Below are 25,806 nucleotides of genomic sequence, written 5' to 3' on the forward strand. Positions count from 1 at the left end.
ACGGCCGGTGTACCGCAGGGTGCCCGGCCGTGCGGTGGTTCAGGACGAGGCGTGCTTCGCCGCGTGCCGGTCGGCCTGGGTCTCGCCGGCGATCGCCATGTCCGTCGGCGGTACCTCGACGATCCAGGCCCGCACCGCCTGCAGCGGTGCGCCGGTGGTCTCGGCGGTCACCCTGCTCACCGCGGCGAGCAGGTCGCGCTTCTGCTGCTCGGTGCGGCCCGGCCCCATGGTGATCCGGATGAACGGCATACCGGTATGGCTAGCAGCGCGGTGGGCCCGGTGGAAGGTCGCGGCGGTTCAGCTCAGCGTGCATGCGACGTGGCACCGCCCGGCGGCCGGTCGAACCGCGGCACGGTGCGCGGTCGGCCCGACGCTGCCGACCAGCCGTCTTCCAGCAGCAGGTGCCCGTCCCCGGTCAGGAGCAGTGCCCGCCGTTCCCCGGTGCGCAGTGCGCGGACGCCGACCGCGGCACGCCGAGCGAGGGGTTGCGGTCGAAGAAGCCGACCGGCTTGAGCGTGAAGCCGGCGTGGTCGACCGGCATGACCGGCCAGTCCTCGGGCCGCGGGAAGTGGGTGAGGCCGAAGGTGTGCCACAGCACCACGTCGGTGTCGGTGAGCGGCGCGTCGTCCGCGACGAACGCCGGGAGCCCCGCCGACCCGGGGTGCTGGTTGACGAAGTCGCCGGCCGCGTACCGCTCCGCCGGGTCGTACTGCGTGACCCACAGGTGCCTGGTCGAGAAGGTCGCCCGGGCGTGCACCGAGGAGCTCTCGTCGGCCAGCAGCACCGGCCCGCCCTCGGGGTGCAGGGCGTACCCGACCGGCTGCCCCAGCCGGTTGCGCCTGGACTCGTTGACCACGTGCCACACCCGGCCGACGCTGCTGTCGGCCAGCCGCGCGCCCTCGGCCTCGCTGGTGAGCGGCGTCATCCGGCGGGTGAAGGCGTTGCCGTACGGGTTGACGTCGCTCACCGGCTGCCGGACGGCGTCGACCTCGTAGACGGTGTTGTCGACGCCGTCGACGGCCATGTCCAGCCGGGCGGAGAACAGGTGCTGGTGGAACGGCGCCCCGAGACCGGGGGCGACCTCGGTGGCGTACGGGTGCTCCTCGCCGCGGTAGGCCGACGTGAAGACGACGCCGGTGGCCTTGCTCTCCAGCTGGATGGTGCCGTCGAGGTAGAGGTACCAGTAGAAGCCGTAGTCGTAGTTGCCGATCGTGGTGAAGAAGCTGACCACCAGCCGGCGCTGCCGCCGGGTCTCGGCCATGGCGCTGAACGGGTCGGTGTGCTTCCAGAGGACGCCGTAGTCCTCCTCGTGCATGCAGATCGCGTTCCGGATCGTGCGCGGGGCGCCCTCCTCGTCGGCGATCGTCGCGTCGAGGTAGTGGATCTCGCCGAGGCAGTCGCAGCCGAGCTCGAGCGAGTTCGTGTACCGGGCGAAGAGGTACTCGCCGGTGTCGAAGTAGTTCTGCCAGAACCGCACCGGCGAGGGGTCGGCGTAGGGCACGACCATCTCGGCGATCGACGCGCGGTGGATCACCGACCGGCCGTCGATCGAGACCTGGTGCAGCACCAGCCCCTCGCGCATGTCGAAGCCGATGCGGAACCGCCAGCCGGCCCAGGTCACCTCGTCGTCGGCGACGGTGAAGCTCGGCCCCTCGGGCTGGGTGATCTCGATGGGCTTGAGCTCGCGCACCGGCGCGGGGTGCACGTCGGGGGTGAGGTCGGCGCGCTCGGTGGGCACCGGCAGGTCGAAGTGGTCCTGCACCGCCGTCGCCACGCCGGCGGTGACGTCGACGAACGCGACGACGCCGTCGACCGGGTGCGCCCACGGCAGGTCGTCGGCATCGGCCTGGTGGAAGCCGAGCACGCGGACGACCCGGTGGCCCGCCTCGTCGGGGAAGTAGGAGCCGGCCGACAGGGCGACGGCGCGCACGTCCGCGGCCTCGAGCCCCCGCTTCGCCATCGCGGCGACCCAGCGATCGTCGGCGGCGAGGATCCGCTCGACCACCTCGAACTCGGCGTCGAGGATCGGCACCTGGCCGTCGGCGACCGCGTCCAGCTCCACGTCCCGGACGACGGCGCCGGTCGTCAGCGAGACGGTGACGTCGCGGCCGGCGCCGGTGGCGCGGTCCAGCAGCAGCGCCCGGACGCGGCGGTCGACGGCGTCGCCGGGCTGCCAGGCCAGCACCTGCGCCTTGTGCGGCTCCTCGAGGCCGACGTACACGAAGTTGCCGGTGGCCCCGCACAGCCCCGCGGCGCGGACGATGCCCGTCGCGGCGGTGACCTCCTCGGCGGTGAGCCGGGCGAGCGGGTGGGTGGCGGTACCGGTGGTGACGGCGGTCATGGTGATCTGCCTACTCCGCGGGGTGCGGGAGCGGAAGGGGCGTGCGTGACGGGGGACACGTCGTCCGTCCGGGCGGACGGGTGCCGCCTGCCGGGTGCGTCGGCTAGACAGGTGCCATGACCGAGCTGACGACGGCGACAGGCGGGGGCTGGCTGGCCCGCGAGGAGATGGACGCGGCCCGCGAGCGGCTGCCGATCCTGTACGTCGACGTGGTGCCGGTCCGGGTCGACGAGCAGGGCACGGTCACCTCGATCGGGTTGCTGCTGCGGGCCGGCGAGGACGGTCAGATCAAGCGGGCGCTGGTGTCGGGGCGGGTGCTGTACCACGAGCGGGTGCGCGCGGCGCTGCTGCGGCACCTGGAGAAGGACCTCGGGCCGCTGGCGCTGCCGCGGATCCCGCCCGCGCCGCAGCCGTTCACCGTCGCCGAGTACTTCCCGACGCCGGGCGTGACGCCGTTCCACGACCCGCGGCAGCACGCGGTGTCGCTGGCCTACGTGGTGCCGGTGGAGGGCGACTGCTCGCCGCAGCAGGACGCGCTCGAGCTGACCTGGTTCAGCCCGGAGGAGGTCCGGGAGGCGACCGTGCTCGCGGAGCTGGCGAACGGGCAGAGCGCGCTGCTGCTCCAGGCGCTGGCGCACGTCGGGGTCTGAGGCGGCCCGGAAGTGACACGCACCACGGCGAACGTGCAGGTCAGCCACCCGACGGGGTGAGTGCGGCGGCCTCCGGTCTCCGGCAGGAGGCGTCGTCGCGCCGACGGTGTTCTCGTGATCACCCATCTGCGGACGGTCGAGGACGGACTCGGCGCGCTGCACCCGGACACCGATGCGGCCGGGAGCGTCACGCTCGACAGCCTGGCCCGCGCGGTGCCCGTCCTCCCGGGCACCAGCAGCTGCGAGGACCTCGACCGCGTCTTCGGGCGGGCCCACGACGCCGGCTGCGCCGTCGTCACCCACCCCGACGTCGAGGGCGTGGTCGGGCTGGTCGAGCGCCGGCGGTTCGAGGCGTTCATGAGCGGGCCCTACGGCTACGGCCGCTCCCTCTACGGGCGGCGCGGGCTGGCCGACGTCGCCCAGTGGGACGCCCTGACGCTGCCCGCGTCGACGACGGTGGTCGAGGCGTCGAGCCGTGCCATCACCCGCGACGCCGAGCACGTCCAGGACCACGTCCTCGTCCACGGCGCCGGCGGCATCCGCGCCGTCCCCATGCCGGTCCTGCTCTCCGCGCTGGCCCGCGCGCTCGCCGGCCAGGCGCTGCGCGACCCGCTCACGGGGCTGGCCAACCGGCACGCGTTCTTCGGCCGGGTCGAGGAGTCCTGCCGGCGCAGCGCCACCCAGCCGGGGCACCAGACCGCCGTCGTCTACTTCGACCTCGACGGGTTCAAGCTGGTCAACGACGACCTCGGGCACGACCGCGGCGACGCGCTGCTGCGCGAGGTCGCGGCCGCGCTGACCGAGGAGGCCCGCCCGGCCGACCTGGTCGCGCGGCTGGGCGGCGACGAGTTCGCCGTGTGCCTCGACATCGACGCCGCGCCGGCCCGCCGCGACGGCACGCCCGACACCGACATCGCCCGCTCCATCGCCGCGCGCATGCACCAGGCGGTGGCCTCGATCAGCCGCTCCGAGGGCCTCGCGCAGCGGGTGCGGGTGAGCGCCGGCCTCGCGGTGAGCGCGGGCGGCTCCGTCGACCCCGCCGAGCTGGTCCGGGCCGCGGACCTGGCGATGTACACCGGCAAGCGGGACGGCGGGGACCAGGTCACCGGCCCGGTCCTGGTGACGACGGCGGTCGATGCCGATCCCCTCGTCGGGACCAGCGTCGCCGAGGCGGTCGCCCGCGGGGAGTTCCTGCTGCTGTACCAGCCGATCGTGTCGCTGGCCGACGGCCGGCTCGCCAGCGTGGAGGCGCTGGTGCGCTGGCAGCACCCGCGGCTGGGCCTGCTCACGCCCGACACGTTCCTGGCCTCGGCCGCCCGGTCCGGGCAGCTCACCGACCTCGACGACTGGGTGCTGCGCACCGCGACCCGGGAGTTCGCCGGCTGGCGGGGCGAGCGCGGCCCCGGCGCCGGCTGCGTGGCGCTCAACGTCAACGTCAGCACCGACCGGCTGCTCACCCCGGGGCTGGGTGCGGTGCTGGCGACCGCCACCGCCGCGGCCGGCCTCGACCCGGCGCTGGTGCGCGTGGAGGTGCCCGAGTCGCTGCTGGTCGACCAGCTGCACGCCGCCGTCGGACCGCTCGAGGAGCTGCGCGCCGCCGGGTACAAGGTGACCTTCGACGACGTCGGCGCCGGCGGGACCTCGCTGCGGCACCTGCGCGAGGTGCGCGCCGACGGCCTGAAGATCGACCGCTCCTACGTGCAGGGCATCCTCACCGACGACCGCGACCGGGCGCTGGTGCAGCTGCTCGTCGACTTCGCCGACGGCGCCGGCCTGGTGGTCACCGCCGAGGGCGTGGAGACCGACGAGCACCGGGAGGCGCTGCGCGCCATGGGCTGCCGGTACGCGCAGGGCTGGCTGTTCTCCCGGGCGGCGCCGCTGCGCGAGCTGGGGACCCCCTTCCCGTCGTCCTGACCGCCCGGTGCCCTGCGCCGGTCGGTCGATGCGCCTGGTCCCGGCGTGGCGCAGGGCGACACGCGGAGCCCTGCTGCCGGCGGGGTCCTAGGGCCCTTCGGCCGGCCGGGCGCGGCTCCTGGCGTCCGGCCATGCGGAGGTTGCTGCTGTCCCTCGTCCTCTGCGCCGCCCTGATCGGGGTCGGTGCCGCCCCGGCCGCGGCGGGCACCCTGGTCTTCGCCGACGGCGGGTTCACGGTCGCGATCACCGGTGCGCCCGACCTCCGGCCGATGCCGGGGGACCGGTGCCTCGCGACCGTCCCGGTGACGCTGACCCTCGACGGCACGCTCGAGGGGACCGCGCCCGGCACGATCCGGATCGCCGTCGACGCGCCGTGCGACCAGGCGTTCGCCGTCCCGCCCGGCACGTTCGCCGACGTCTTCCTCTTCTCCGGCACCTTCACCGGCACCGTGGCGGGGGAGCCGGCCGAGGCGCGGCTGGTCTACACCGGTATCACCCGGCCCGGCGGCGAGGTGCGCGGCCTGATGGCGCTCTCCGGCGACGCGGACGGGCTGCTGCGGGTCGAGGCGACGGCCGGCGCGGGCGGGACCTACTCGGGCTCCGTGCGGGCCTGAGGTCCGGTCAGAACCAGCCGCGCCGTCGAGGTGGGGCGGCTTCGTCCCCTTGGCGGATCAGCTCCGCGAGGCTCCGCACGGTCGCGGTCGTGAGGGGGAGCTTGCTCCGGCGGACGGCGCCGCGCACGGCTCGCTCGACGACGGACGACGCCTTGCCCGGGTGGGTGCGGGCCAGCTTGAGCAGGTCCCGGCGGAGCGCGGTCTCGCGCTGGATGAGGTCCGCCTGGACCCGCCGGGCGAGCAGCTCCTCGAACTCGCGGGACACCTGACGAGCGGCCATGCCCGACCGTACGGCGCGAGGGTCCGTGGGTGCAGCGTGGACTCGCCGTCGCCCACCCGGTCAGGCCTCGTCGTCCTCCAGAGGGCGCAACGCCGCCCGGAACGCGTCGGCGCGCGAGTCGACCTCGGCCAGCGCGTCGGCGGTGAGCTGCGGGCGGAGACCGCGCTCGGCGTGCCCGTACCGGATCAGGTCGCGGAGCAGCTCCGGGGCCCGCTCGACCTGCAGCACGGCGGGGTCGAGGGCGCCCCGGTCGAGGTCGAGCAGCGCCCGGACGTTCCCCCTGCTCCAGACGAGGGGATCGCCGATGCCGTTGCCGCTCCCCGCGGTCACGACCTCGTCGACGAGCGGGCGGAGGCCGCCACGGGCCCACGCGGGGCCGAAGGGCGAGGCCAGGAACGCCTCGGCGATCTCGGCGAGCTCCTCCTCGGACAGGTCCTGCAGCCCGGTGTCCTGGCCGCCCTTTGGGAGCAGCGACAGCATCCACTCCACCAGCGGGCGCACCTCGACCAGCTGCTCGGAGGTGACCCACCCCGGGCCGAGGTCGATCTCCGCGAGGGCGTGGGTGAGGCGGGCGCGGGCGTCGGCGGGGTCGATGTCGCTCACGCGGCGGTCGGGGTCGTCCCCCTCGACCACCAGGCCGGCGACCTCGTCGAGCGGTGCCGCGACGACGTACCCGTCGGTGGCGACGGCGCCGCGCTCGTTGTCCACGGCGACGACGGCGGTGAGCGGCCCGCCGCCGGGCACGGTGACCGCGACGAGCAGCTCGTCGACGTCCCGGAACACCGAGCTGACCTCGACGGCCCGGTCGACCGGCTGGGAGCGGTGCAGCTCGGCGAGCCACTGGGGCACGACGTGACCGCGCTCGGCGATCTCGCGGCGCACACGCCGGCGCAGGTCGGGATCCACGGTCAGGGTGGCGATCGCCAGCAGGGCGGCCGACGTCTCGACCCGGTCCGCGGCGGAGAAGCTGCGGACCAGGTTGCCGAACGCCCCTGCGGGGTCGTCATCGGCCGCGGCGACGGCGAGCGCCCAGCTCACGACCGCCAGCAGAGGACCCGGGGTCGGTGCGTCGACGCCCGCGCCCAGCGTGTCGAGCAGGCCGATCTCCGGCGTCGTGCGCCGCCGCTGCTGCTGCCGGGGCCGGGCCCGCTTCCTGTTCTTCGCCATCGCCGGCGGACGCTACGGGTTCCTGCCGACCGTTCCGCTGCGCCGGCCCCTGGTGCGCCCGCCGATCAGCCGCCCAGCGCCCGGCGGCCGGCCGCGAGCAGCCCGGGCTTCGCCGCCCGGATCACCTGCTGCGCCACCAGCAGCCCGCTCGCCCCGCCCAGGCCCGGGCCGGGGTGGGTCGAGGCGCCGATGTGCCACAGCCCGTCGACGGCGGTGCGGTGCCCGCGGGTCTGCGGGGTGGGCCGCCACAGCAGGAACTGGTCGATGGTGCAGGCGCCGGCGTAGGGGTCGCCGCCGACCAGGTTGCGGTTCCACGACTGCAGGTCCGCGGGGGAGAGCACCCGGCGCGCGATCAGTGCGGAGTCCAGGTTGGTCACGTGCCGGGAGAGCTCTTCGACGACCCGGTCGGCGTACCGCTCGCGGACCGCGGGCCGCCTCGCGCACCCGGTCGGGCACCGCCGCGACGCCGTCCAGCAGGCCCAGGTACAGCTGCTGCGGGGTGACGCTGGCCAGGACCGCCTCGCGGGCGGTGACCACCTCGCCGTCGGCCAGCCGGACGCCGGTGGCCCGCCCGCCGGCCGTCTGGATCGCGACGACGTCGGCACCGGTGCGGGTGGTGCCGCCGGCGTCGGTGACGATGCCGGCCAGCGCCTCGACGAGCCGCACCCCGCCGCCCTCGGGCACCGGGCAGCCGCCCTGGGCCAGGGCGAGCGCGATCACCTTGTTGATGAACCCGCTGAACGCGTCGTCCGGCCCCAGCCCCTCGTGGCCGACCCACGGCGAGAGCAACCCGTGCACGGTGGGGGAGTCGAACGTGCCCGACAGCCAGGTGCGGGCGGACTCCAGCCCCTCGGCGCCGAACTGCTGCAGCCCGCGGGGGCCGAGCTGCCGGACCGCCTGGCCGGCGAGCTTCAGCCCGTCCAGGGAGAGCAGCTCGGTGCCCAGCGCGCCGAAGGCAATGCCGGCCCTGCTGCCGAAGTCCTCGAGGAAGGTGCGCCAGGCGTCGCCGTCGCCGGGGGAGAGCCGGTCGAAGTCGGCGGCGGTGACGTCGGCGTCGGTGGAGAGCACCGCCGTCGACCCGTCGCGCAGCGCGGCCGCGGCGGGCAGGTCGGTGTTGCGGTAGACGACGCCGCGGGCGGCGAGGTCGTCGGCGAGCGAGGGGTAGGCGGGGCCGCCGACGAACAGCGGGTGCCAGCAGGAGAGGAGGTCGGTGGTGAAGCCCGGCGCCGGGGTGTCGGTCTCGGTGCGGATCGCCCCGCCGAGGCGCGGTGCGCGCTCGTAGATGCCGACGTCCCGCCCGGCCCTGGCGAGGGTGGCGCCGGCGACGAGGGAGTTGATCCCGCTCCCGATGATCACGACGTCGTGTGCAGCCATGGGTGTGGCACTGCCCTGCTGCGCGGGGGAGCGAAACCGCTTGTGGACGACGGGCGGGGACGGGCGCCGACGTCGATAGCCTCGAACGGTGTTCGACGAGCTGCGCCCGGCGCTCACCGATGCGGTCCTCCGCCGGTCGGTGGGGGACGACGCGTGGCGGCGCGGCGCGGCGTACGCGCGGGACGGCCGGATCACCCAGATCTGGCGCTCACCCACGGGGCCCGAGGTCTCGGCGGTCGTCGTCGGCAGCCAGGGGCGGATCTACCAGACCGTCGCGCAGTACGACGCAGCGGCCGCCCGGTGGTGGGGCAAGTGCAGCTGCCCCGTCGGGTACGACTGCAAGCACGTCGCCGCGCTGCTCACGGTCGCCCGGCAGGGCGCGGCAGCACCACTGCCGGTCGCGCGCACCCCCGACTGGGAACTCGTCCTCGGCGACCTCGTGGAGGCCGAGTCCTCCGTCGGCGGCACCCCGGTGGGCCTGCAGTTCGACGTCGAGGGCGGCGGCGCCGTGCCGGCCTCGGTGCGGCTCCGGCCGGTCGTTCCCGGCGCGCGGGGCCGCTGGGTCCGCACCGGGGTGTCGTGGCGGGACCTGCAGCACGACTACTTCTCCCCGCGGGACCCCGCGCACGTGACCGCGCTGCGCATGCTGCACCAGTCCGCGGATACTTCCGGCTACTACTACGGGCCCGGTGAGCCGCCGGTGCTGCTGCAGGACTTCGGCCCGGCGCTCTGGCCGGCGCTGCGGCAGGCGGTGGAGAACGGCGTGCCGCTGCTGACGAAGAAGGGCGGCCCGGTGCGGGTCGGGGCGCCGGGGGAGCTCGCCGTCGACGTCCGGGAGGAGGGCGGCGGCCTGCGGGTGCAGGCGGTGGTGGAGCTGGGCGACGACGTGCGGGTCCCGGCCGAGTCGGTGCTGCTGCTGGGCAGCCCTCCGCACGGCGCGGCCCTCGCTCCCGGCGTCGCGGCAGGGCTCGTCCCGCGCGACGGGCTCGTGCTCGTGCCGCTGCAGCAGGTGCCGCGGAGCGCCGGGCGGCTGGTGGAGAGCGGACCGGTGCGGGTACCGGCGGGCGACCGCGAGCGCTTCCTGACCGCCTTCTACCCGGCGTTGCGCCGCGCGCTGCCGGTGCGCTCGTCGGACCGGTCGGTGGAGCTGCCGGAGCTGGTCACGCCCCGGCTGGGCCTCACCGTCGAGCACCTGCCCGGCCAGCGGGCGCGGCTGACCTGGTCGGTGCGCTACGGCGACGACGGCCCCCGGCTGCCGCTGGCGCGCGATGGTGGTGCCGCGCCCGACGCCGGGCGGGACGTCGCCGCGGAGGAGGAGCTGCTGCGCGCCCTGCCCGCACCGCCCGAGCGGCTGCTGCGGCTCTGGCACGTCGGCCCGCGGCCCCGGCCGATCGAGAGCGCCGAGGTCGCCGGGATGGACGTCGTCGTCCTGGTCGCCGAGTTGCTGCCCCGGCTGGCCGACGCCGGCGTGGAGGTCGAGGAGACCGGGGAACCGGTGGTCTACCGGCGGTCCGAGGCCGCGCCGGTGGTGGCGGTCTCGGCGACCGAGGGGGAGGACGGCGACTGGTTCGACCTCGGCGTGACGGTGAGCGTGGACGGCGAGGAGATCCCGTTCGCCCCGCTGTTCGCGGCGCTGGCGTCGGGGGAGGAGCACCTGCTGCTGCCCAGCGGGACCTGGTTCGACGTCCGCCGCCCGGAGTTCGACCGGCTGCGTGCGCTGATCGAGGAGGCGCGGGCGCTGCAGGACGCCGACCGGCCGGGGCTGCGGATCAGCCGGTACCAGGCGGGGCTCTGGGAGGAGCTGGTGCAGCTCGGGGTGGTCGCCGAGCAGAGCGAGCGGTGGGCACGGGACGTCGGGGCGCTGCTCGACGTCGACGACGCGGCGCCGCCCACCGCACCCGCGGGCCTGGCCGCGCGGCTGCGGCCGTACCAGCTGGAGGGCTACCAGTGGCTGTCGGTGCTCTGGGACGCCGGGCTCGGCGGGGTGCTCGCCGACGACATGGGGCTGGGCAAGACGCTGCAGACCCTGGCGCTGGTCTGCCGGGCCAAGGAGGCCGGCGAGCTGACCGCTCCGGTGCTGGTGGTCGCGCCGACGAGCGTGGTGGCGAACTGGGCGCGCGAGGCGGAGCGGTTCGCGCCGGGCCTCGCCGTCCGGACGATCGAGGCCACCGGCCGCAAGCGCGGCACCGCCCTGGCCGAGGCGGTGGCGGGCGCGGACCTGGTGGTCACCTCGTACACGCTGCTGCGGCTGGGGGAGGAGGAGTACCGGGCGCTGCCGTGGCGGGGGCTGGTGCTCGACGAGGCGCAGTTCGTGAAGAACCACCAGGCGAAGACGTACGCCGCCGCCCGGCGGCTGCCGGCGCGGTTCAAGCTGGCCATCACCGGCACGCCGGTGGAGAACGACCTGATGGACCTGTGGGCGATGCTCTCCATCGTCGCGCCGGGGCTGTTCCCGAGCCCGCAGCGGTTCACCGAGCACTACCGACACCCGATCGAGCGCGGCGGCGACCCCGAGGTGCTGGCCGCGCTGCGCCGCCGCATCCGGCCGCTGATGCGGCGGCGGACCAAGGAGCAGGTCGCCGCCGAGCTGCCGCCCAAGCAGGAGCAGGTGCTCGAGGTGGTGCTCGACCCGAAGCACCGCAAGGTCTACGACACCCACCTGCAGCGGGAACGGCGCAAGGTGCTCGGTCTGGTCGACGACCTCGACCGCAACCGGTTCACGATCTTCCGGTCGCTCACCCTGCTGCGGCAGCTGGCGCTGGACGCGTCGCTGGTGGACGAGGCGTATGCCGGAATGCGGTCGGGCAAGGCGGAGGCATTCCTCGAGCACCTGCAGGAGGTGGTCGCCGAGGGGCACCGGGCGCTGGTGTTCAGCTCGTTCACCGGCTTCCTGGCCACCGTGCGCCGGCGGCTGGAGGAGGCGCGGCTGCCCCACGCCTACCTCGACGGGCGCACCCGGGACCGGGAGCGGCGGATCGCGGAGTTCCGCGAGGGCGGGGCGCCGGTCTTCCTGATCAGCCTCAAGGCCGGCGGGTTCGGGCTGAACCTCACCGAGGCCGACTACGTGTTCGTGCTCGACCCGTGGTGGAACCCGGCGGCGGAGGCGCAGGCGATCGACCGCGCGCACCGGATCGGGCAGGACAAGACGGTTCTGGTCTACCGGCTGGTGGCCGCGGACACGATCGAGCAGAAGGTGCTGGCGCTGCAGGACCGCAAGCGCGACCTGTTCTCCCGGGTGCTGGACGACGACGGCGGCACGCTGTCCGGGGCACTGACCGCCGAGGACATCCGCGGCTTGTTCGCCTGAGGGACGTCGTCCGTCCGACCGCCGGAGCGGTGGGTCAGCGCGGGACGACGGTGACCGCGCAGCGCAGCCCCGGAACACGGCTGAGCCGTGCATCCGCCGTGAGGAGTGCGCAGCCGAGCGCCTCGGCGAGCGCGACGTAGGAGGCGTCGTTCGCGGAGACGTTGTCCCGCAGCTGCCAGACCCGATCGAGCAGCCCGGTGACCGGATGGCGCGTGACGCCCAGCCGCCGCCAGGTGTCGAGCGCCCGCCAGCCGTCGTCGGGGCTCACCGTCCGGTTGACCACCTGCCGGCGGAACGCCTGCGCGATCTCGGGATCGATGAGGTGCGGGACGTGCAGCGACTCCGAGGCGACGACCGCTCGCGCCTGGCCGTCGTTCAGCAGCGCGGAGACGGCGGCCGACGCGTCGAGGACGATCACCGCGCAGCGCGGTCGTCGTCGATGTCTGCGAGGAGGTCGGCGGTGGGGACGCCGAGATCGGGTAGGGAGGCGAGCAGCCGGGGGTTGTCCGCCCGACGGGAGACCTCCGTGAGCTCGCGCAGCGCGACCGCGCTCACCGACATGCCCTCTCGTGCCGCGAGCCGTTCGAGGGCTTCGGCTACGTCGTCCGGGACGTTGCGCAGGTACAGGGTCCGCACGGACAGGATGCTAGCTCAGTGCTAGCAAGGTGCGACAAGGTTCTGGTCGCGGCCGCCTCGTTCAGCGGCGACCCTCCCGGTGGGTCCCGTCCTCGGCTAGCGTTGCGTCATGCGCAACGCTGCGGACGGCGACGGGCAGCCTGCGCTCGTCCAGTCCGTCGACCGCGCGCTGGCGATGCTCGCCGTCCTGGCCGACCGCGGCAGCGCCGGTGCCACCGATCTCGGCGCCGAGCTCGGCGTGCACAAGTCCACCGCCTCCCGGCTGCTGGCCACCCTGGAGGCGCACGGGCTGGTCGAGCAGCGGGGGGAGCGGGGCACCTACCGGCTCGGGTTCGGGCTGGTGCGCCTGGCGGGGGCGAGCGCGGCCCAGCTGGACCTCAGCCGGCTGGGACGCGAGGCGTGCGAGCGGCTGGCGGCCGAGCTCGACGAGACGGTCAACCTCGCGGTGCTCGACGGCGACAGCGCGGTCAACATCAGCCAGGTGCAGGGAAGCGCCTCGGTGGGCGTGCTCAACTGGGTCGGCCGGCGCACCCCGCTGCACGCCACCTCCAGCGGCAAGGTGCTCCTGGCCTTCGGGACGGCGGCCGCGCGCGCGGCCCTGCCCGCCACCTCGCTGGAGCGGTACACCCCGTCGACCATCACCGACGTCGCGCTCCTCGACGAGGTGCTGGCCGGGGTGCGCGAGCGGGGCTGGGCAGCCACCGAGGGGGAGCTCGAGCTGGGCCTCAACGCGGTGGCCGCGCCGGTGTGCGCGCCGGACGGGCGGCTGGTCGCCGCGCTCAGCGTGTCCGCGCCCTCCTACCGCCTGCCCCGCGACCGGTTCGGCGACGTCGCGGAGCGGCTGTGCGCCGTCGCCACGGAGACCGGCCGGCAGCTCGGCTGAGGCACCGGGGCGGCGCTCCGTGTCGCCGGTGTGAACGCCGTGTCAGGACTCGCGCCGACACGCTTCCGCCTCTTGACGGGGCGCTGAGCCGTTCCCGACGCTGTTGCGCATCCCGCCAGCAGTTGCGGAGACCGCAACGGACGAAGGGCGTGGCCATGGACATGGCTCCCCGCAGGACGTCGCCCCGCGTCGTGGTCGTCGGCGCCGGCATCGTCGGGTGCTCGCTGGCCGACGAGCTCACCGCGCGCGGCTGGACCGACGTCACCGTGCTCGACCGGGGCCCGCTGTTCGCGGCCGGCGGATCGAGCTCGCATGCCCCGGGCCTGGTCTTCCAGACCAACCCGTCGAAGACGCTCGCGGAGTTCGCGAGCTACACCGTCGGCAAGCTGGGCGACCTCGCGCTCGACGGCGCACCGGTCTTCCGGCCGGTCGGCGGCCTGGAGGTGGCGACGACGCCGGAGCGCTGGGCCGACCTGGCCCGCCGGCACGGCCTCGCCACCTCCTGGGGCATCGAGGCCCGGCTGGTCGACCCGGGCGAGTGCGCCCGGCTGCACCCGCTGCTCGACCCGGGCGCCGTGCTGGGTGGGTTGCACGTGCCGAGCGACGGGCTGGCGCACGCGGTGCCGGCCGGGGAGGCGCAGGCCCGGCGGGCGATGGAGCGGGGGGCCCGTTTCCTGGCCCGGCACCGCGTCACCGGCGTCGCCTCGGCCGCCGGGCGGGTCTCCGGCGTGCACACCGACCAGGGCTTCGTGCCGGCCGACGTCGTCGTCTGCGCCGCCGGCTTCTGGGGCCCGGACGTCGGCGCGCTGGCCGGGCTGACCGTCCCGCTGCAGCCGCTGGCGCACCAGTACGCCACCACGGCGCCGGTGCCGGCGCTGGCCGGCGCGGTGCGGGAGATCAGCGCGCCGATCCTGCGGCACCAGGACGCCGACCTGTACTACCGCGAGCACGGCGACCGGATCGGCATCGGCTCCTACGGCCACCGGCCGATGCCGGTGACCGCGGCCGAGACCGAGCAGCACGCGAACAGCTGCCTGCCCTTCACCCCCGACGACTTCGCCGACGCCTGGAAGCAGAGCCTGGCCCTGCTCCCCGGGCTCGCCGCCACCGAGGTCGCCGACGGCATCAACGGCGTCTTCTCCTTCACCCCCGACGGCATGCCGCTGCTCGGCGAGCACCGCGACCTGCCCGGCTTCTGGGTCGCCGAGGCGGTGTGGGTCACCCACTCGGCGGGCGTGGCGAAGGCGCTGGCCGAGTGGCTGGTCGAGGGGCAACCGCGCACCGACGTGCACGAGTGCGACCTGCACCGGTTCACCGACGTCCAGCTCTCCCCGGAGTACGTCGCCGGGCGGGGCGCGCAGCAGTTCGTCGAGGTCTACGACGTCGTCCACCCGCTGGACCCGCCCGCGGTGCTCCGCCCGCTGCGCACGAGCCCGTTCTACGGACGGCACTTGGAGCTCGGCGCCGTCCTCACCGAGGCGGGCGGCTGGGAGCGGCCGCTGTGGTTCGAGGCCAACGCGCAGCTGGCCGAGGGGCTGGACCTGCCGCCCCGGGACGCGTGGGCGGCGCGGTGGTGGTCGCCGACCGTGGCCGCCGAGGCGCTGGCCACCCGGGAGCGCGTGGCGATGTACGACATGACCCCGCTGACCCGGATCGAGGTGACCGGTCCGGGAGCGTGCGACTTCCTGCAGCGGCTGACCACCAACGACGTCGCCAAGCCGGTCGGCCGGGTCACCTACACGCTGCTGCTGGACGCCGCCGGCGGGATCCGCAGCGACCTGACCGTCGCCCGGCTGGGCGAGCAGCGGTTCCAGGTGGGCGCCAACGGCCCGCTCGACCTGGACTGGTTCCGGCAGCACGCACCGGACGACGGGTCGGTGCAGCTGCGCGACACCACCGCCGGCACCTGCGGCATCGGGCTGTGGGGCCCGCGGGCGCGGGACGTCCTGCAGCCGCTGACGAGCGGCGACGTCTCGCACGAGGGATTCGGTTACTTCCGGGCGCGGGAGCTGTCCGTCGGCGGGGTGCCGGTGACCGCGCTGCGGGTCTCCTACGTCGGCGAGCTCGGCTGGGAGCTGTACACCGACGCGGCCACCGGGCTGCGGCTGTGGGACGTGCTGTGGGAGTCCGGGCAGCGGCACGGGGTGGTCGCCGCCGGCCGGCGCGCCTTCGACAGCCTGCGGCTGGAGAAGGGCTACCGCGCCTGGGGGGTCGACATGACGACCGAGCACGACCCGGTCGAGGCGGGGCTGTCGTTCGCCGTCCGGAAAGACAAGGAGTTCGTCGGTCGTCCGGCCCTCGAGCAACGGCCGCACGACCGGCGGCTGGCCTGCCTGCTCCTCGACGACCCGGCGACGACGGTGCTCGGCCGGGAGCCGGTGCGGGTCGGCGGGACGCCGGTCGGCCACGTCACCAGCGCGGGGTACGGCGCCACGATCGGCCGGACGGTCGCCTACGCCTGGCTGCCGGCCTCGGTGGCGGGACCGGGCACCGCGGTGACGATCGACTGGTTCGGGGAGCCGGTCGCGGCGACGGTGACCGCCGAGCCGCTGGTCGACCCCGCCGGCGCGCGGATGCGGTGCTGACATGGCCTACGACGTGATCGTGCTGGGGCTCGGCGGCATGGGCAGCGCGGCCGCTGCGCACCTGGCCGCCCGCGGGCAGCGGGTGCTCGGGCTGGAGCGGTTCGGCCCGGCGCACGACCAGGGGTCCAGCCACGGCGGCTCGCGGATCGTCCGGCAGGCCTACTTCGAGGACCCGGCCTACGTGCCGCTGCTGCTGCGCGCCTACGAGCTGTGGGACCAGCTGTGCGCCGACTCCGGCACCGACGTGCTGGTGCGCACCGGCGGGGTGTTCCTCGGCCGGCCGGAGTCCCGGACAGTCGCCGGCAGCCTGCAGTCCGCCCGCGAGTGGGGCCTGGCGCACGAACTGCTCGACGCGGCGGAGGTCCGCCGCCGGTTCCCGACGCTGACGCCGGCCGACGACGAGGTCGGGCTGGTGGAGGCGGCCGCCGGCTTCGCCCGCCCGGAGGCGACCGTGGCCGCGCACCTCCGCCTCGCCTCGGCGCGCGGTGCCGAGCTGCGCTTCTCCGAGCCGGCCCTGGGGTGGACGGCGACCCCGGGCGGCGGGGTGCGGGTGCGGACGGCGGCGGGCGAGCACGAGGCGGGCGCGCTCGTGGTGAGCCCCGGCTCGTGGGCGCCGGAGGTGCTGGCCGACCTCGGCGTCCCGCTGACGGTGGAGCGGCAGGTCATGTACTGGTTCCAGCCGACCGGCGGCACCGGCGCCTGGACGCCGGACCGGCACCCGATCTACATCCACGAGGCGGCCGACGGCACCCAGGTCTACGGCTTCCCGGCGATCGACGGCCCGGACGGCGGGGCGAAGGTCGCCTTCTTCCGGCGGGGGGTCCCGTGCACGCCGGGGACGATCGACCGGGAGGTCCACGCCGAGGAGGTCGCGGCCATGGCCGGGCACCTGGCCGGGGTGCTGCCGACCCTGCCGGGGCGGTTCCTGGAGGCCGCCACCTGCATGTACACGACGACGCCGGACGAGCACTTCGTCATCGCGCCGCACCCCGAGCACCCGCAGGTGACCGTGGCCTGCGGCTTCTCCGGGCACGGCTTCAAGTTCGTGCCGGTGGTCGGCGAGGTCCTCGCCGACCTCGCCACCACGGGGACCACGAAGCACCCGATCGGCCTGTTCGACCCCCGCCGGCCCGCACTGGAGGCCACCTCGTGACCGCGACCCTCCCCGCCGCCTCCTCGAGCCTGATGCCGACCCTGGCGGGGCGGTACTACACCGACCCGGCGCTGTTCACCCGCGAGCAGGAGCGGGTGTTCGAGGTGATGTGGCAGTGCGTCGCCCGCACCGACGAGGTCGCCGCCCCGGCAGCTTCCGGCGGGTGCAGGTCGGGCGGGAGAGCGTGCTGGTGGTGCGCGGCCGGGACGGCGCGCTGCGGGCGTTCCTCAACGTGTGCCGGCACCGGGGGGCGCAGCTGTGCAGCGAGGAGTCGGGGCAGGTGACCCGCACGCTGCGCTGCCCGTACCACGCGTGGTCGTTCGGGCTGGACGGCGAGCTGGTCGCCGCACCCAACCTGGCACGGATGCCCGACGTCGACCGGGTGGCCAACGGGCTGGTGCCGGTGCACCTGCGCGAGTGGCTGGGCTACGCGTGGGTGTGCCTGGCCGACGACCCGCCGTCCTTCGAGGGCGACGTCGTCGGCGCGGTGACCGAGCGGCTCGGCGACCCGGCGGCGATCGAGGAGTACGACGTGGGGCGGCTGGCCCTGGGCCGGCGGATCCGCTACGACGTCGCGGCGAACTGGAAGCTCGTCGTCGAGAACTTTATGGAGTGCTACCACTGCGCGACCATCCACCCGGAGCTGACCGACGTCCTGCCGGAGTTCAGCCGGGGGTACGCCGCGCAGTCCTTCGTCGGGCACGGGGCGGAGTTCGCCCCCGCCGCGGAAGGCTTCACCGTGGACGGGTCGGCCGGCTTCCCGGCGCTGCCGGGGATCGACCCGGACCGGGACCGGCGCTACTACGCGGCCACGATCAAGCCGGCGGTCTTCCTCAACCTGGTGCCCGACCACGTGATCCTGCTGCGGATGACCCCGCTGGCCGTCGACCGGACGGTGGTCGAGTGCGACTGGCTGTACGCGCCGGAGGTGGTCGCCGCGGGGCTGGACGTCTCCCGGTCGGTGGAGCTGTTCCACCGGGTCAACCAGCAGGACTTCGCCGCCTGCGAGCGCACCCAGCCGGGCATGAGCTCGCGGGCCTACGCGGCCGGAGGTGTGCTGGTCCCGGCCGAGCACCACCTCGCGCTGTTCCACGACTGGCTGCGCGGGCGGCTCGGCGAGGGGTGACGTCCGGCCGGGCGCCTGCTCAGGCCGGAGCTGCCAACCGCTGGGAGGAGCGGTCGATGAAGGCACGGACGACCGGGTAGATCTCCGCCTCCCAGCGGGATCCGCTGAAGACGCCGTAGTGGCCGACCCCCGGCTGCAGGTGGTGGTGCTTGCGCTCCTGCGGGATGCCGCTGCACAGCTCGTGGGCGGCCACCGTCTGCCCGGGTGAGCAGATGTCGTCGTTCTCGCCCTCGACGGTGAGGAGGGCGGTCCGGCTGATCGCGCGAGGGTCCACGCGCTGCCCCCGCCAGGACAGTCGGCCGGTCGGCAGGGCGTGCTCCTGGAAGATGCGGCCGACGGTCTCGAGGTAGAACTCCGCGGGGACGTCCATGACGGCGCCGTACTCGTCGTAGAAGGCGCGTGTGGCGGCCGCCCGCTCCGTGTTGCCGGCGACCAGGTCGCGGTAGAGCCGCCCGTGGGCGGACAGGTGCCGGAGCGGGTGCATCGACATGAAGGCGGTCAGCTGGACGAAACCCGGGTACACCCGGCGCCCGGCGCCCGCGTATCCCTTCGGCACGGTGTCGACGACGCGTCGCTCGAACCAGGAGAGCGGCTTGGTCGCGGCCCTGGTGTTGATCCGGTTCGGGTTCACCCGGGTGTCGATGGGTCCGGCCATGAGCGTGACGCTCGGGGGTTGAGCGGCGTCCTCCGCGGCGGCGAGCAGGGCCACCGCGGCCAGCACGGGCACGGCCGGCTGGCAGACGGCGACGACGTGGGTGCCCGGACCGAGGAACCGGATGGCCTCCATCACGTGCTCGATGTACTCGTCCAGCCCGAACGGGCCGTGCTCGACCGGGATGTCGCGGGCGTTGTGCCAGTCGATGACGTGCACGTCGTGGTCGGCGAGCAGGGTGCGGATCGTCGGGCGGATCAGCGTCGTGAAGTGCCCGGACATGGGCCCGACGACGAGCACCCGCGGATGGCCGGCGACCGAGGGCTTTTCGAAGTGCAGGAGGGTGGCGAAGGGCGTCCGCATCGTCGGGCGCTCCTGCACGGCGACCGTCTCGTTGTCGATCAGCACCGACTCGATGCCGAACGCCGGGCGGTCGTGCGTCGGACGGGCGTGGCCGAGGACGTCGCAGGCCGCGCGTACGTGGCGGAGGGCCGGCGTACCGGCCAGCGGGGCGGGGACGGCCTGCAGTGCCCGGGCGGTCAGCTGCGATGCGGTCAGGACGGGCGCCGTGGCCCGCCGGTTCCACTGGTAGGCGCGGTAGAGCATGCGATCCGCCTGTTCCGTCGTCGGGGCAGTGTGAGACCTGCGTCACACGAAGGTAACCGGGCCGCGGGCGGTACGCCGCGCAGGAGGTGACCTCCCGGCCCCGGGATCCGGTCCGGCGGTCAGGCCCGCAGGGCCGGGGTGCGGGCGGACCGGCCGTCCAGGCGCTCGACGACGTCCGCCAGGGGTGCGGGCCGGCCGAAGTGCCAGCCCTGGCCGAAACGGCAGCCGACCGCGCGGAGCACGGCGTCCTGCTCCGCCGTCTCGACGCCCTCGGCGACGACGTCGAGACCCAGGCCGTGGGCCATGCCCACGATGCTGCGCAGCATCGTGGCCCGCCGCGGGGAGCTGGTGATCGTCGCGGTGAACGACGCGTCCAGCTTGAGGACGTCGAGGGGCAGGGTGTCCAGTCGGCTGAGGGACGAGTAACCGGTGCCGAAGTCGTCGATCGCGACGACGAAGCCCAGGGCGCGCAACTCGTGCAGCGTGACCACCGCCGTGGAGGACTCCGCCTCCACGAGGCTCTCGGTCACCTCCAGCACGGTCTCGCCGGCCCGCCAGCCGGTCTCGGTGAGCACGGCGCGGACCCGCTGCGCGTAGGCCGGGTCGGACAGCTCGCGCCCGGACACGTTGATGCCGACCCGCAGCCGCCGTCCGGTGGCGGCGTGCAGCGCGGCCAGCTCGGTGCAGGCGGTACGGAACACGTGCTCGCCGAGGCGGGGCATCAGGCCGTGCTGCTCGGCGACGGCGACGAACTCGGCCGGCGAGACCGGGCCCCGTCGGGGATGCGTCCAACGGGCCAGCGCCTCGACGCCGATCACCTCGTCGGTGCGCAGGTCGAGGATCGGCTGGTAGTGCACCGCCACGGCGCCGGTGTCGAGCGCGGCGGCGAGGTCGGTGGCCACGTCGGACGTGGGCCCGCACTCGAGCCGGCACCCGCCCCGGCCGGCCACCTTGACGCCGTAGAGGGCCAGGTCGGCGCGGCGCATGAGCTGCGCGGCGCTGTCGCCGGGGCGGTGCTCGGCCACGCCGCAGGACATGCCGATGTCCGGGTGCAGCGCACGCACGCGGTCGACGACGTCCAGGGCGGCCGGTCCGGTCAGCCCGGGCAGCAGCACGGCGAACTCGTCACCCCCGTGGCGGGCCAGGACGGCCGGTGCCGGCAGGGCCGTGCGCCAGACGTCGGCCACCCGCTGCAGCACCCGGTCGCCCGCGTCGTGGCCCTGGGAGTCGTTGAGGGCCTTGAAGTGGTCGAGGTCGAGGAGCGCTGCCGACAGGGGGTGGCCGGTGCGGGCAGCCGTCGCCATCGTCTGGTCCATCGCCTGGTCGAAGCCCCGGCGGTTGGCCAGTCCGGTGAGCGGGTCGCGGTTGGCGCTGGAGGCGCGCACCACCAGACCGCGGGTGATCGTGCTCAGCCCGATGGCGACCGCGTCGAGCACCAGGGCGGTGGGCAGGGCGATGTCGCCGCGGAGCAGCAGGGCGGTCGTGACGGTGCCGAGGACCGCGACCACGTGGACGACGGCGAGCCGGAGGCTGAAGAAGCAGGCGTCGATCGCGATGAAGCTGGCCAGGGAACCGATCACGACCGCCGTCACCGGATCGGGGCTCAGGGTGACGGCGGCGAGGATGACCGTGGTCGCCGTGCCGATCGCGACGTGGAAGGCCTGCCGGGGCCAGCTCCGCCCCCACCGGAAGGCGATGCCGGAGGTGACGAGCACGCCTCCGGCGAGAGCGAGCAGGGGGGTGCGCGACGGGTCGCCGGGCTCGGTGCCGAGGGTGGCGAGCATGCCGGTGATGCCGCCGACCAGGTAGAGGACGGCGGCGGTCTGGGTCATGACCCGCGGTGTCGCCACCTCGGGGACGTCGGACCACTTCATGGGAACGACATCGACCGGAACCTGCGGGCCGTTGATGTCCGCTGACCCGTCCGGGGGGTTCGGTGCCGACCTGCGGCGCCTGGGTCAGGCCGGGACGGGCTCCGGCTCGGGCTGCGGAGCGGCCCGCGGCTGCGTCGCCGCGTAGGCCGCGGCGGCGACCACGAGGGCGGCGGCCAGCGCCGGGGCGGCGAGCGCGGTGGTGGGGCCGAACCGGTCGACGACGACGCCGGTGACCGCGGACGCGAGCGCCTGGCCGACGACGACCGCGGAGCCGAGCATCGTCATGGTGGTCGCCGAGCGGCCGGCCGGGCTCAGCAGCGCGCCGACGCTGTAGAGGGTGACCAGCGTCGGCCCGACGCCGCAGCCGAGGACGGCGAGGGCGACGACGAGCGCCGTCACCGAGCGCGCGGTCGCGTAGAGCAGCGCGGCGGCGAGCAGGACGGTGCCGAAGGTGGCCCACCGCGCGCGGAGCGAGAAGCGCTGGGGGAGGGCCGCGGTGCCCAGCGCCAGCACGGCCGACCCGATGCCCATGACGCCGTAGAGCAGCCCGGCCCGGTCGCCGCCGCCGTCGTCCGCAGCGAGGAAGCCGGTGAGCGAGGTGAGGGTGGCGCCGAAGAAGAGCCCGACGCCGAGGGTGCCGGCGACGACGGTGAGCAGCGGGAAGCGGGCCAGCTCGCGGGCCGGCGCCTGGCTGCCGCTGGTGTGCTGGGCGCCGGGCTGGAGCCGGCCGGTGGGGTGCAGGGCGAAGGCGGTGACGAAGACGAGGGTGAGCGCGGCCGCACCGGCGATGGCGACCCACGGGGCGATCGCGGTGGCGAGCAGCCCGACGAGGAACGGGCCGACGATGAAGACCATCTCGTCGGCGGCGGACTCGTAGGCCATCGTCCCGTCGAGCGCCCGCCGGCGGCGGTCGCGTTGCACCGAGCGGCGGATGACGGCCATCAGCCGGGTGCGCGACATGGGTGCGACCTGCGGCGCGGACATCCCGATGAGCACCGAGAGCGCGAGGACGGCGGCGTCGGCGGCGGTGCTGGCGACGACGAGCGGGAACGCGGCCAGCAGGGCGCCGTGGAGGAGCCCGACGGGGACGAGCACGCGGCGCTGGCCGAACCGGTCGGCCGCGGCACCCAGCAGCGGGCCGGCGAAGGCGGTGCCGATGCCGGCGACGGCGGAGTTGAGCCCGCCGAGGGTGACCGAGCCGCGCTCGGCGACGACCAGGGTGAGCACCCCCACGGTCATCATCGCGAAGGGAAGCCGCGCGACGAAGGCGAGCGGGAAGTAGGAGGGCCCGGCGGAGCGGATGACCGCCGAGGTGGTGGGGCGCGTGCGGAACATGACCTCTGCTGCTGCGGATCGGGCGTGCCGCCTTGATCCGCCGGTCGGGCCGGCAGCAGGTAGTTACACACGGACGTTCGGGACGCCCGCGAGCCTAGCGCGGGTCCACGATCCGGCGCCGCGCTACTTCCAGCGGTCGATGAACTCCACGGCTGCTGCGTTGACGACCTCGGGGTGGGTGGCGCTGAGGAAGTGCTGGCCGCCCTCGATCACGCGGAGCTCGGCCTTGGCGCTGCCGGTGAAGAGCCCGATCTCGGCCTCGGCGTTCGGCACCGAGTACACGCGGTCGGCGGTGCCGTGCAGCCACAGGACGGGGCACCGCACGCTGTCCAGCCGGCCGTGCAGGCCGTCCCGGTCGCGCAGGTTGATGCTGCTGATGCGGAGCCGCTCGCGGCCGGCGTCGCCGGTGTAGTTCTCCTGGTGCGTCCGGTGCCAGAAGGCGCGCTCGTCGTCCGGGACGTCGTCGCCCATGCCCTCGGCGAGGGTGGCGTCGACGAGCTCGGTGGGGATGACCCAGTCGTCGCCGACGGGCTGGGCGAGGGCGTCGATGGCGGGGGTGCAGAACTCGACGCCGTTCCAGCAGCCCAGCTCGCGGCTGCGCTGGCTCTCGAAGTCCATCGAGGTGCCGAGCGGGACGATGCCCTTGATCCGGTCGGGGGCAAGCATGGCCATGCGGGCGGCGATCCAGCCGCCCTGCGAGGTGCCGAGGACGAACGCGTCGGGGATGCCGAGGGCGTCGAGCACCTGGAGCCCGGCGATGGCGGTGTCCCAGTACGTGAACTGCGCGTATGCGGCGCGGGTCTGCCCGTGCCCGTAGGGCTCGATGGCGAGCAGGTTGGCGGTGCCGGCGAGCTGCTCGTCGGCGAACTGCGGCCGGTACAGCTCGACCGACGTGGTGAAGGAGTTGACCATCACCAGGGTCGGGAGCGACGGATCGTAGGCCTTGCCGAACCGGTGGCCGATGGTGGAGCCACCGAGGTGCGGGATCTGGATCGTCTCCGTGCTGCTCATGGTGCCCCTCCCGGTCGCCGTCCGGGTCATCGTGGCGGTGGACGCGCTGGGGGTCAATCGGCGTCGGGCGGCATTTGGGCGAGCTCGGCGATGGGGGCGGACCAGGCGGCGGGCGCCGTCCAGACGAAGCTGTGCGCGCCGGGGACGCTGCGGAACCGGCCGTCCCTGGCCCGCTCGCTGAGCTCGCGTGCCCAGGCCTCGGTGCAGAGGCGGTCGCGGTCGCCGTGCAGGACGAGGACCGGCTGGGGGACGCGCTCGACGGTGTCCTCGAGGCGGTCGCGGAGGTGGACGGCGAGGGCGTGGCGGACCCGGCGCAACCCGGCCCGCTGCCGGTCGGGGGTGTGCTGGACGTCGAGCTCCGGGGGCTCGAGCTCGTGGTTGCGGCGCCAGGCGAGCAGGACGCGGCGCATGCTGCGGTAGGCGGGGTCCATCGTGGGGCTGGCGAGGACCAGCGCCCGCACGAGGTGGGGCTCCCGGACGGCGACGTGGGCGGCGACCTGGGTGCCGCTGGAGTGCCCGACGAGGACGACGTCGCCCAGTTCTGCGGCGGCCAGCCACTCGACGACGGCGTCGGCGTGGTCGGCGACGTCCATCGGGTGCGGCGGGTCGGCGCTGCCGGAGAAGCCGGGCAGCTCGACGAGGTGCGCGCGGGTCCAGGTGCCGAGCTCGCGGACGGCGGGCTCGAGGTAGTTGGAGACGGCCAGGCCGTGGACGACGACGACCTCGGGGACTCCGGATCGTGCGGTGCCGGCGACCCGGCTGCGCACGACGCCCCAGGAGGTGGGGCGGTGCTGCAGCTCGATCTCCGGCAGCACGGTCTACCGGGCGCGCGTCGGGAGGGGGTGCGACCCGGGGTTGCGGGGGCCGGCGGTCATGGTCGGGGACGGTAGCGGCCGGTGCCGGTGCTCGCGCTGCGGACCGGCGTCGACGCTGGTTGAGTGGCCGGTGCGGTGGAGCCCACGCCGTCCACAGTCCGTTTCCGGGAGTTGACGATGGCCAAGAAGAAGACCGCTGCGGAGACGTCGAAGAAGTCGATGGCGCAGGCGCTGGGCGCCGTAGGGGCGGCGTTCGGCGCGATCAGCGTGCTCTCGCCGCGGACGGTGGCGAAGAGCTACGGCGTCCCGGTGTCGCCGTCGGGGCTGCAGCTGCAGCGGCTGTTCGGCAGCCGGGCGCTGGTGGTCTCCGCGCTGGCGCTGACCGCGAAGACCGACGAGGAGGTCGACCGGGGGCTCGCCGCGGTGGCGGCGATGAACCTGCTCGACACGCTGACCGCGCTGGCGTCGGCGGGCACGGCCGGCGGGCGGACCACCACGCGGGCGGTCGTCAGCTCGCTGGCCTACGGCGCGGCGGCGCTGTGGATCCGCTCGCTGGACGACTGAAGCACTCCGGCGTCTGCCGCCTCAGGTCTGGTCGGCCTTCGCGCGGCGGTCGGCATGCGTCTCGCCGGCCACCGCGATGTCGGTCGGCGGCACCTCGACGATCCAGGCCCGCACCGTCTCCGGCGGAGCGCCGATGCTGTCGGTGGTGGCCTGGCTGACCGCGGCGAGCAGGGCCCGCTTCTGCTCCTCGGTTCGGCCGGCGATCATGGTGATCTGGATGAAGGGCATGCCGCATCCTTGACCCAGCCGGCCGCCAGCGACCACTCGGCGCTCGTCAGGCCGCGGCGGCCACTGGGGAGATCAGCCGGCGGGGGAGCTCCAGAGTGGGGTGGCTCCCATCCGTGTGGGGCTGTTGCGGCTCGCCGGCCTCCTGCGCCGCCGGGGCGACCGCCTCCAGGGAGCGGGCGACGGCGTCGAGGTGGCGGAGCGCCTCGTCGTAGAGCTCCTGGATGGCGCTGGCCGCCGCGGCGTGCGCCGCTTCCGCAGGACCGACGTGTCGACTGGTCATGGCTGCCTCATCGGCGGGCGGCCGAGGCTCCGTGACCGGTTCGCCGGGTCCCTACGGGCAGGCGGCGTCCTGCTCCGGGTGGACGATCACCTCCGGGAAGGCTCGCGGCCCCGACGTCGCCACCGTGGAGGCGTTCTCCCCGAACTGGCCTCTCGGGAACACCGTGTTGGCCAGCGTGCTGACGCTCTGGCCGAAGGCCTTGCACCCGCCCGACCCGGGATCCGCCCACGCGGCTGTCGCCGGCGCGACGAGCAGCAGGCTCGCCGCTGCTGTGCCGATCAGTGCGCGTCGGACGGTCATCAGGGCCTCCTGGGTCGTCGCCGTGGCGGCTGGACGGACCACGATGCTGGCCTTCCGCCGGTCTGTCGCCCAGGGGCGCGGGCGCGGCGGGCAGCGCGACGGGCGCGGCGA

24 protein-coding genes are annotated in these 25,806 nt (G+C 74.9%); 9 read left to right on the forward strand and 15 right to left on the reverse strand.

From position 1 onward, the window contains the following. Positions 1–39 precede the first annotated feature (39 nt). Positions 40–249: a tautomerase family protein gene (locus ACI79W_RS06575; protein WP_456561273.1), complete on the reverse strand. Its 210-nt coding sequence runs from the start codon at positions 247–249 to the stop codon at positions 40–42. Positions 250–415: 166 nt separating this feature from the next. Further along, entirely contained in the window at positions 416–2,341 is a 1,926-nt protein-coding gene (locus tag ACI79W_RS06580; protein ID WP_456561274.1) for a primary-amine oxidase, read from the reverse strand. Positions 2,342–2,457: 116 nt separating this feature from the next. Between ACI79W_RS06580 and ACI79W_RS06585 the strand changes: the two genes are divergently transcribed. The 3 genes from ACI79W_RS06585 (at position 2,458) to ACI79W_RS06595 (ending at position 5,519) form a co-directional block, all read left to right on the forward strand. Beyond that, positions 2,458–2,991, forward strand: a complete 534-nt coding sequence (locus tag ACI79W_RS06585; protein ID WP_456561275.1) for an NUDIX hydrolase family protein — start codon at positions 2,458–2,460, stop codon at positions 2,989–2,991. A 114-nt stretch (positions 2,992–3,105) separates the two neighbouring features. After that, a complete protein-coding gene (locus tag ACI79W_RS06590; protein WP_456561276.1) occupies positions 3,106–4,905 on the forward strand; it encodes an EAL domain-containing protein in 1,800 nt (599 codons plus the stop codon). A gap of 131 nt (positions 4,906–5,036) precedes the next feature. After that, positions 5,037–5,519 (forward strand): hypothetical protein, encoded by a 483-nt coding sequence (locus ACI79W_RS06595; RefSeq protein ID WP_456561277.1) that lies wholly within the window; start codon positions 5,037–5,039, stop codon positions 5,517–5,519. A gap of 7 nt (positions 5,520–5,526) precedes the next feature. On the opposite strand, the gene ACI79W_RS06600 is transcribed toward ACI79W_RS06595, so the two are convergent. The 3 genes from ACI79W_RS06600 to ACI79W_RS06610 are packed head-to-tail and all read right to left on the reverse strand — an operon-like array spanning position 5,527 to position 8,340. Continuing rightward, positions 5,527–5,799, reverse strand: a complete 273-nt coding sequence (locus ACI79W_RS06600; RefSeq protein ID WP_456561278.1) for a hypothetical protein — start codon at positions 5,797–5,799, stop codon at positions 5,527–5,529. Between the two features lie 60 nt (positions 5,800–5,859). Beyond that, a complete protein-coding gene (locus ACI79W_RS06605; protein ID WP_456561279.1) occupies positions 5,860–6,966 on the reverse strand; it encodes a hypothetical protein in 1,107 nt (368 codons plus the stop codon). A 12-nt stretch (positions 6,967–6,978) separates the two neighbouring features. Further along, the gene (locus tag ACI79W_RS06610; protein WP_456561280.1) at positions 6,979–8,340 is read right to left on the reverse strand and encodes a phytoene desaturase family protein; all 1,362 of its coding nucleotides are present in this window, start codon (positions 8,338–8,340) and stop codon (positions 6,979–6,981) included. An 88-nt stretch (positions 8,341–8,428) separates the two neighbouring features. On the opposite strand from ACI79W_RS06610, the gene ACI79W_RS06615 reads away from it, so the two are divergent. Continuing rightward, complete coding sequence (locus tag ACI79W_RS06615; RefSeq protein WP_456561281.1) at positions 8,429–11,647, forward strand: DEAD/DEAH box helicase; 3,219 nt, start codon at positions 8,429–8,431, stop codon at positions 11,645–11,647. A gap of 34 nt (positions 11,648–11,681) precedes the next feature. Here the strand turns inward: ACI79W_RS06615 and ACI79W_RS06620 are convergent, their stop codons facing one another. Together ACI79W_RS06620 and ACI79W_RS06625 are read right to left on the reverse strand one after the other, a co-directional pair. Next, positions 11,682–12,065 (reverse strand): type II toxin-antitoxin system VapC family toxin, encoded by a 384-nt coding sequence (locus ACI79W_RS06620; RefSeq protein ID WP_456561282.1) that lies wholly within the window; start codon positions 12,063–12,065, stop codon positions 11,682–11,684. Then, positions 12,062–12,283: a FitA-like ribbon-helix-helix domain-containing protein gene (locus ACI79W_RS06625; protein ID WP_456561283.1), complete on the reverse strand. Its 222-nt coding sequence runs from the start codon at positions 12,281–12,283 to the stop codon at positions 12,062–12,064. Before ACI79W_RS06625 ends, ACI79W_RS06620 begins: the two co-directional genes overlap by 4 nt. Before the next feature lie 109 nt (positions 12,284–12,392). Between ACI79W_RS06625 and ACI79W_RS06630 the strand changes: the two genes are divergently transcribed. From ACI79W_RS06630 to ACI79W_RS06645, 4 genes are all read left to right on the forward strand, one after another. Further along, positions 12,393–13,166: an IclR family transcriptional regulator gene (locus tag ACI79W_RS06630; protein ID WP_456561284.1), complete on the forward strand. Its 774-nt coding sequence runs from the start codon at positions 12,393–12,395 to the stop codon at positions 13,164–13,166. Between the two features lie 155 nt (positions 13,167–13,321). Beyond that, the gene (locus ACI79W_RS06635) at positions 13,322–15,751 is read left to right on the forward strand and encodes a GcvT family protein (protein ID WP_456561285.1); all 2,430 of its coding nucleotides are present in this window, start codon (positions 13,322–13,324) and stop codon (positions 15,749–15,751) included. A 1-nt stretch (position 15,752) separates the two neighbouring features. Continuing rightward, on the forward strand, positions 15,753–16,904 hold the full coding sequence (solA, locus tag ACI79W_RS06640) for an N-methyl-L-tryptophan oxidase (RefSeq protein WP_456561286.1): 1,152 nt from the start codon (positions 15,753–15,755) through the stop codon (positions 16,902–16,904). Between the two features lie 163 nt (positions 16,905–17,067). Further along, on the forward strand, positions 17,068–18,030 hold the full coding sequence (locus tag ACI79W_RS06645; RefSeq protein ID WP_456561287.1) for an aromatic ring-hydroxylating oxygenase subunit alpha: 963 nt from the start codon (positions 17,068–17,070) through the stop codon (positions 18,028–18,030). A 19-nt stretch (positions 18,031–18,049) separates the two neighbouring features. Here ACI79W_RS06645 and ACI79W_RS06650 read toward each other — a convergent pair whose 3' ends face one another. The 5 genes from ACI79W_RS06650 to ACI79W_RS06670 form a co-directional block, all read right to left on the reverse strand. Beyond that, positions 18,050–19,288, reverse strand: a complete 1,239-nt coding sequence (locus tag ACI79W_RS06650) for a polyhydroxyalkanoate depolymerase (protein ID WP_456561288.1) — start codon at positions 19,286–19,288, stop codon at positions 18,050–18,052. A gap of 119 nt (positions 19,289–19,407) precedes the next feature. Next, on the reverse strand, positions 19,408–21,162 hold the full coding sequence (locus ACI79W_RS06655) for a putative bifunctional diguanylate cyclase/phosphodiesterase (protein ID WP_456561289.1): 1,755 nt from the start codon (positions 21,160–21,162) through the stop codon (positions 19,408–19,410). Between the two features lie 84 nt (positions 21,163–21,246). Beyond that, positions 21,247–22,497 (reverse strand): MFS transporter, encoded by a 1,251-nt coding sequence (locus ACI79W_RS06660; protein ID WP_456561290.1) that lies wholly within the window; start codon positions 22,495–22,497, stop codon positions 21,247–21,249. 123 nt (positions 22,498–22,620) lie between these two features. Further along, on the reverse strand, positions 22,621–23,508 hold the full coding sequence (locus tag ACI79W_RS06665; RefSeq protein WP_456561291.1) for an alpha/beta fold hydrolase: 888 nt from the start codon (positions 23,506–23,508) through the stop codon (positions 22,621–22,623). 53 nt (positions 23,509–23,561) lie between these two features. Beyond that, entirely contained in the window at positions 23,562–24,323 is a 762-nt protein-coding gene (locus ACI79W_RS06670; protein ID WP_456561292.1) for an alpha/beta fold hydrolase, read from the reverse strand. A 177-nt stretch (positions 24,324–24,500) separates the two neighbouring features. On the opposite strand from ACI79W_RS06670, the gene ACI79W_RS06675 reads away from it, so the two are divergent. Continuing rightward, entirely contained in the window at positions 24,501–24,887 is a 387-nt protein-coding gene (locus tag ACI79W_RS06675) for a hypothetical protein (RefSeq protein WP_456561293.1), read from the forward strand. Between the two features lie 21 nt (positions 24,888–24,908). Here the strand turns inward: ACI79W_RS06675 and ACI79W_RS06680 are convergent, their stop codons facing one another. From ACI79W_RS06680 to ACI79W_RS06690, 3 genes are read right to left on the reverse strand one after another with little or no spacing between them, the layout of a single operon-like run. Next, positions 24,909–25,115: a 2-hydroxymuconate tautomerase gene (locus ACI79W_RS06680; RefSeq protein WP_456561294.1), complete on the reverse strand. Its 207-nt coding sequence runs from the start codon at positions 25,113–25,115 to the stop codon at positions 24,909–24,911. A 46-nt stretch (positions 25,116–25,161) separates the two neighbouring features. After that, entirely contained in the window at positions 25,162–25,395 is a 234-nt protein-coding gene (locus ACI79W_RS06685) for a hypothetical protein (RefSeq protein WP_456561295.1), read from the reverse strand. 51 nt (positions 25,396–25,446) lie between these two features. Continuing rightward, positions 25,447–25,695, reverse strand: a complete 249-nt coding sequence (locus ACI79W_RS06690; RefSeq protein ID WP_456561296.1) for a hypothetical protein — start codon at positions 25,693–25,695, stop codon at positions 25,447–25,449. Positions 25,696–25,806: the final 111 nt, after the last annotated feature.

The organism is Blastococcus sp. SYSU DS0533, assembly GCF_054050775.1.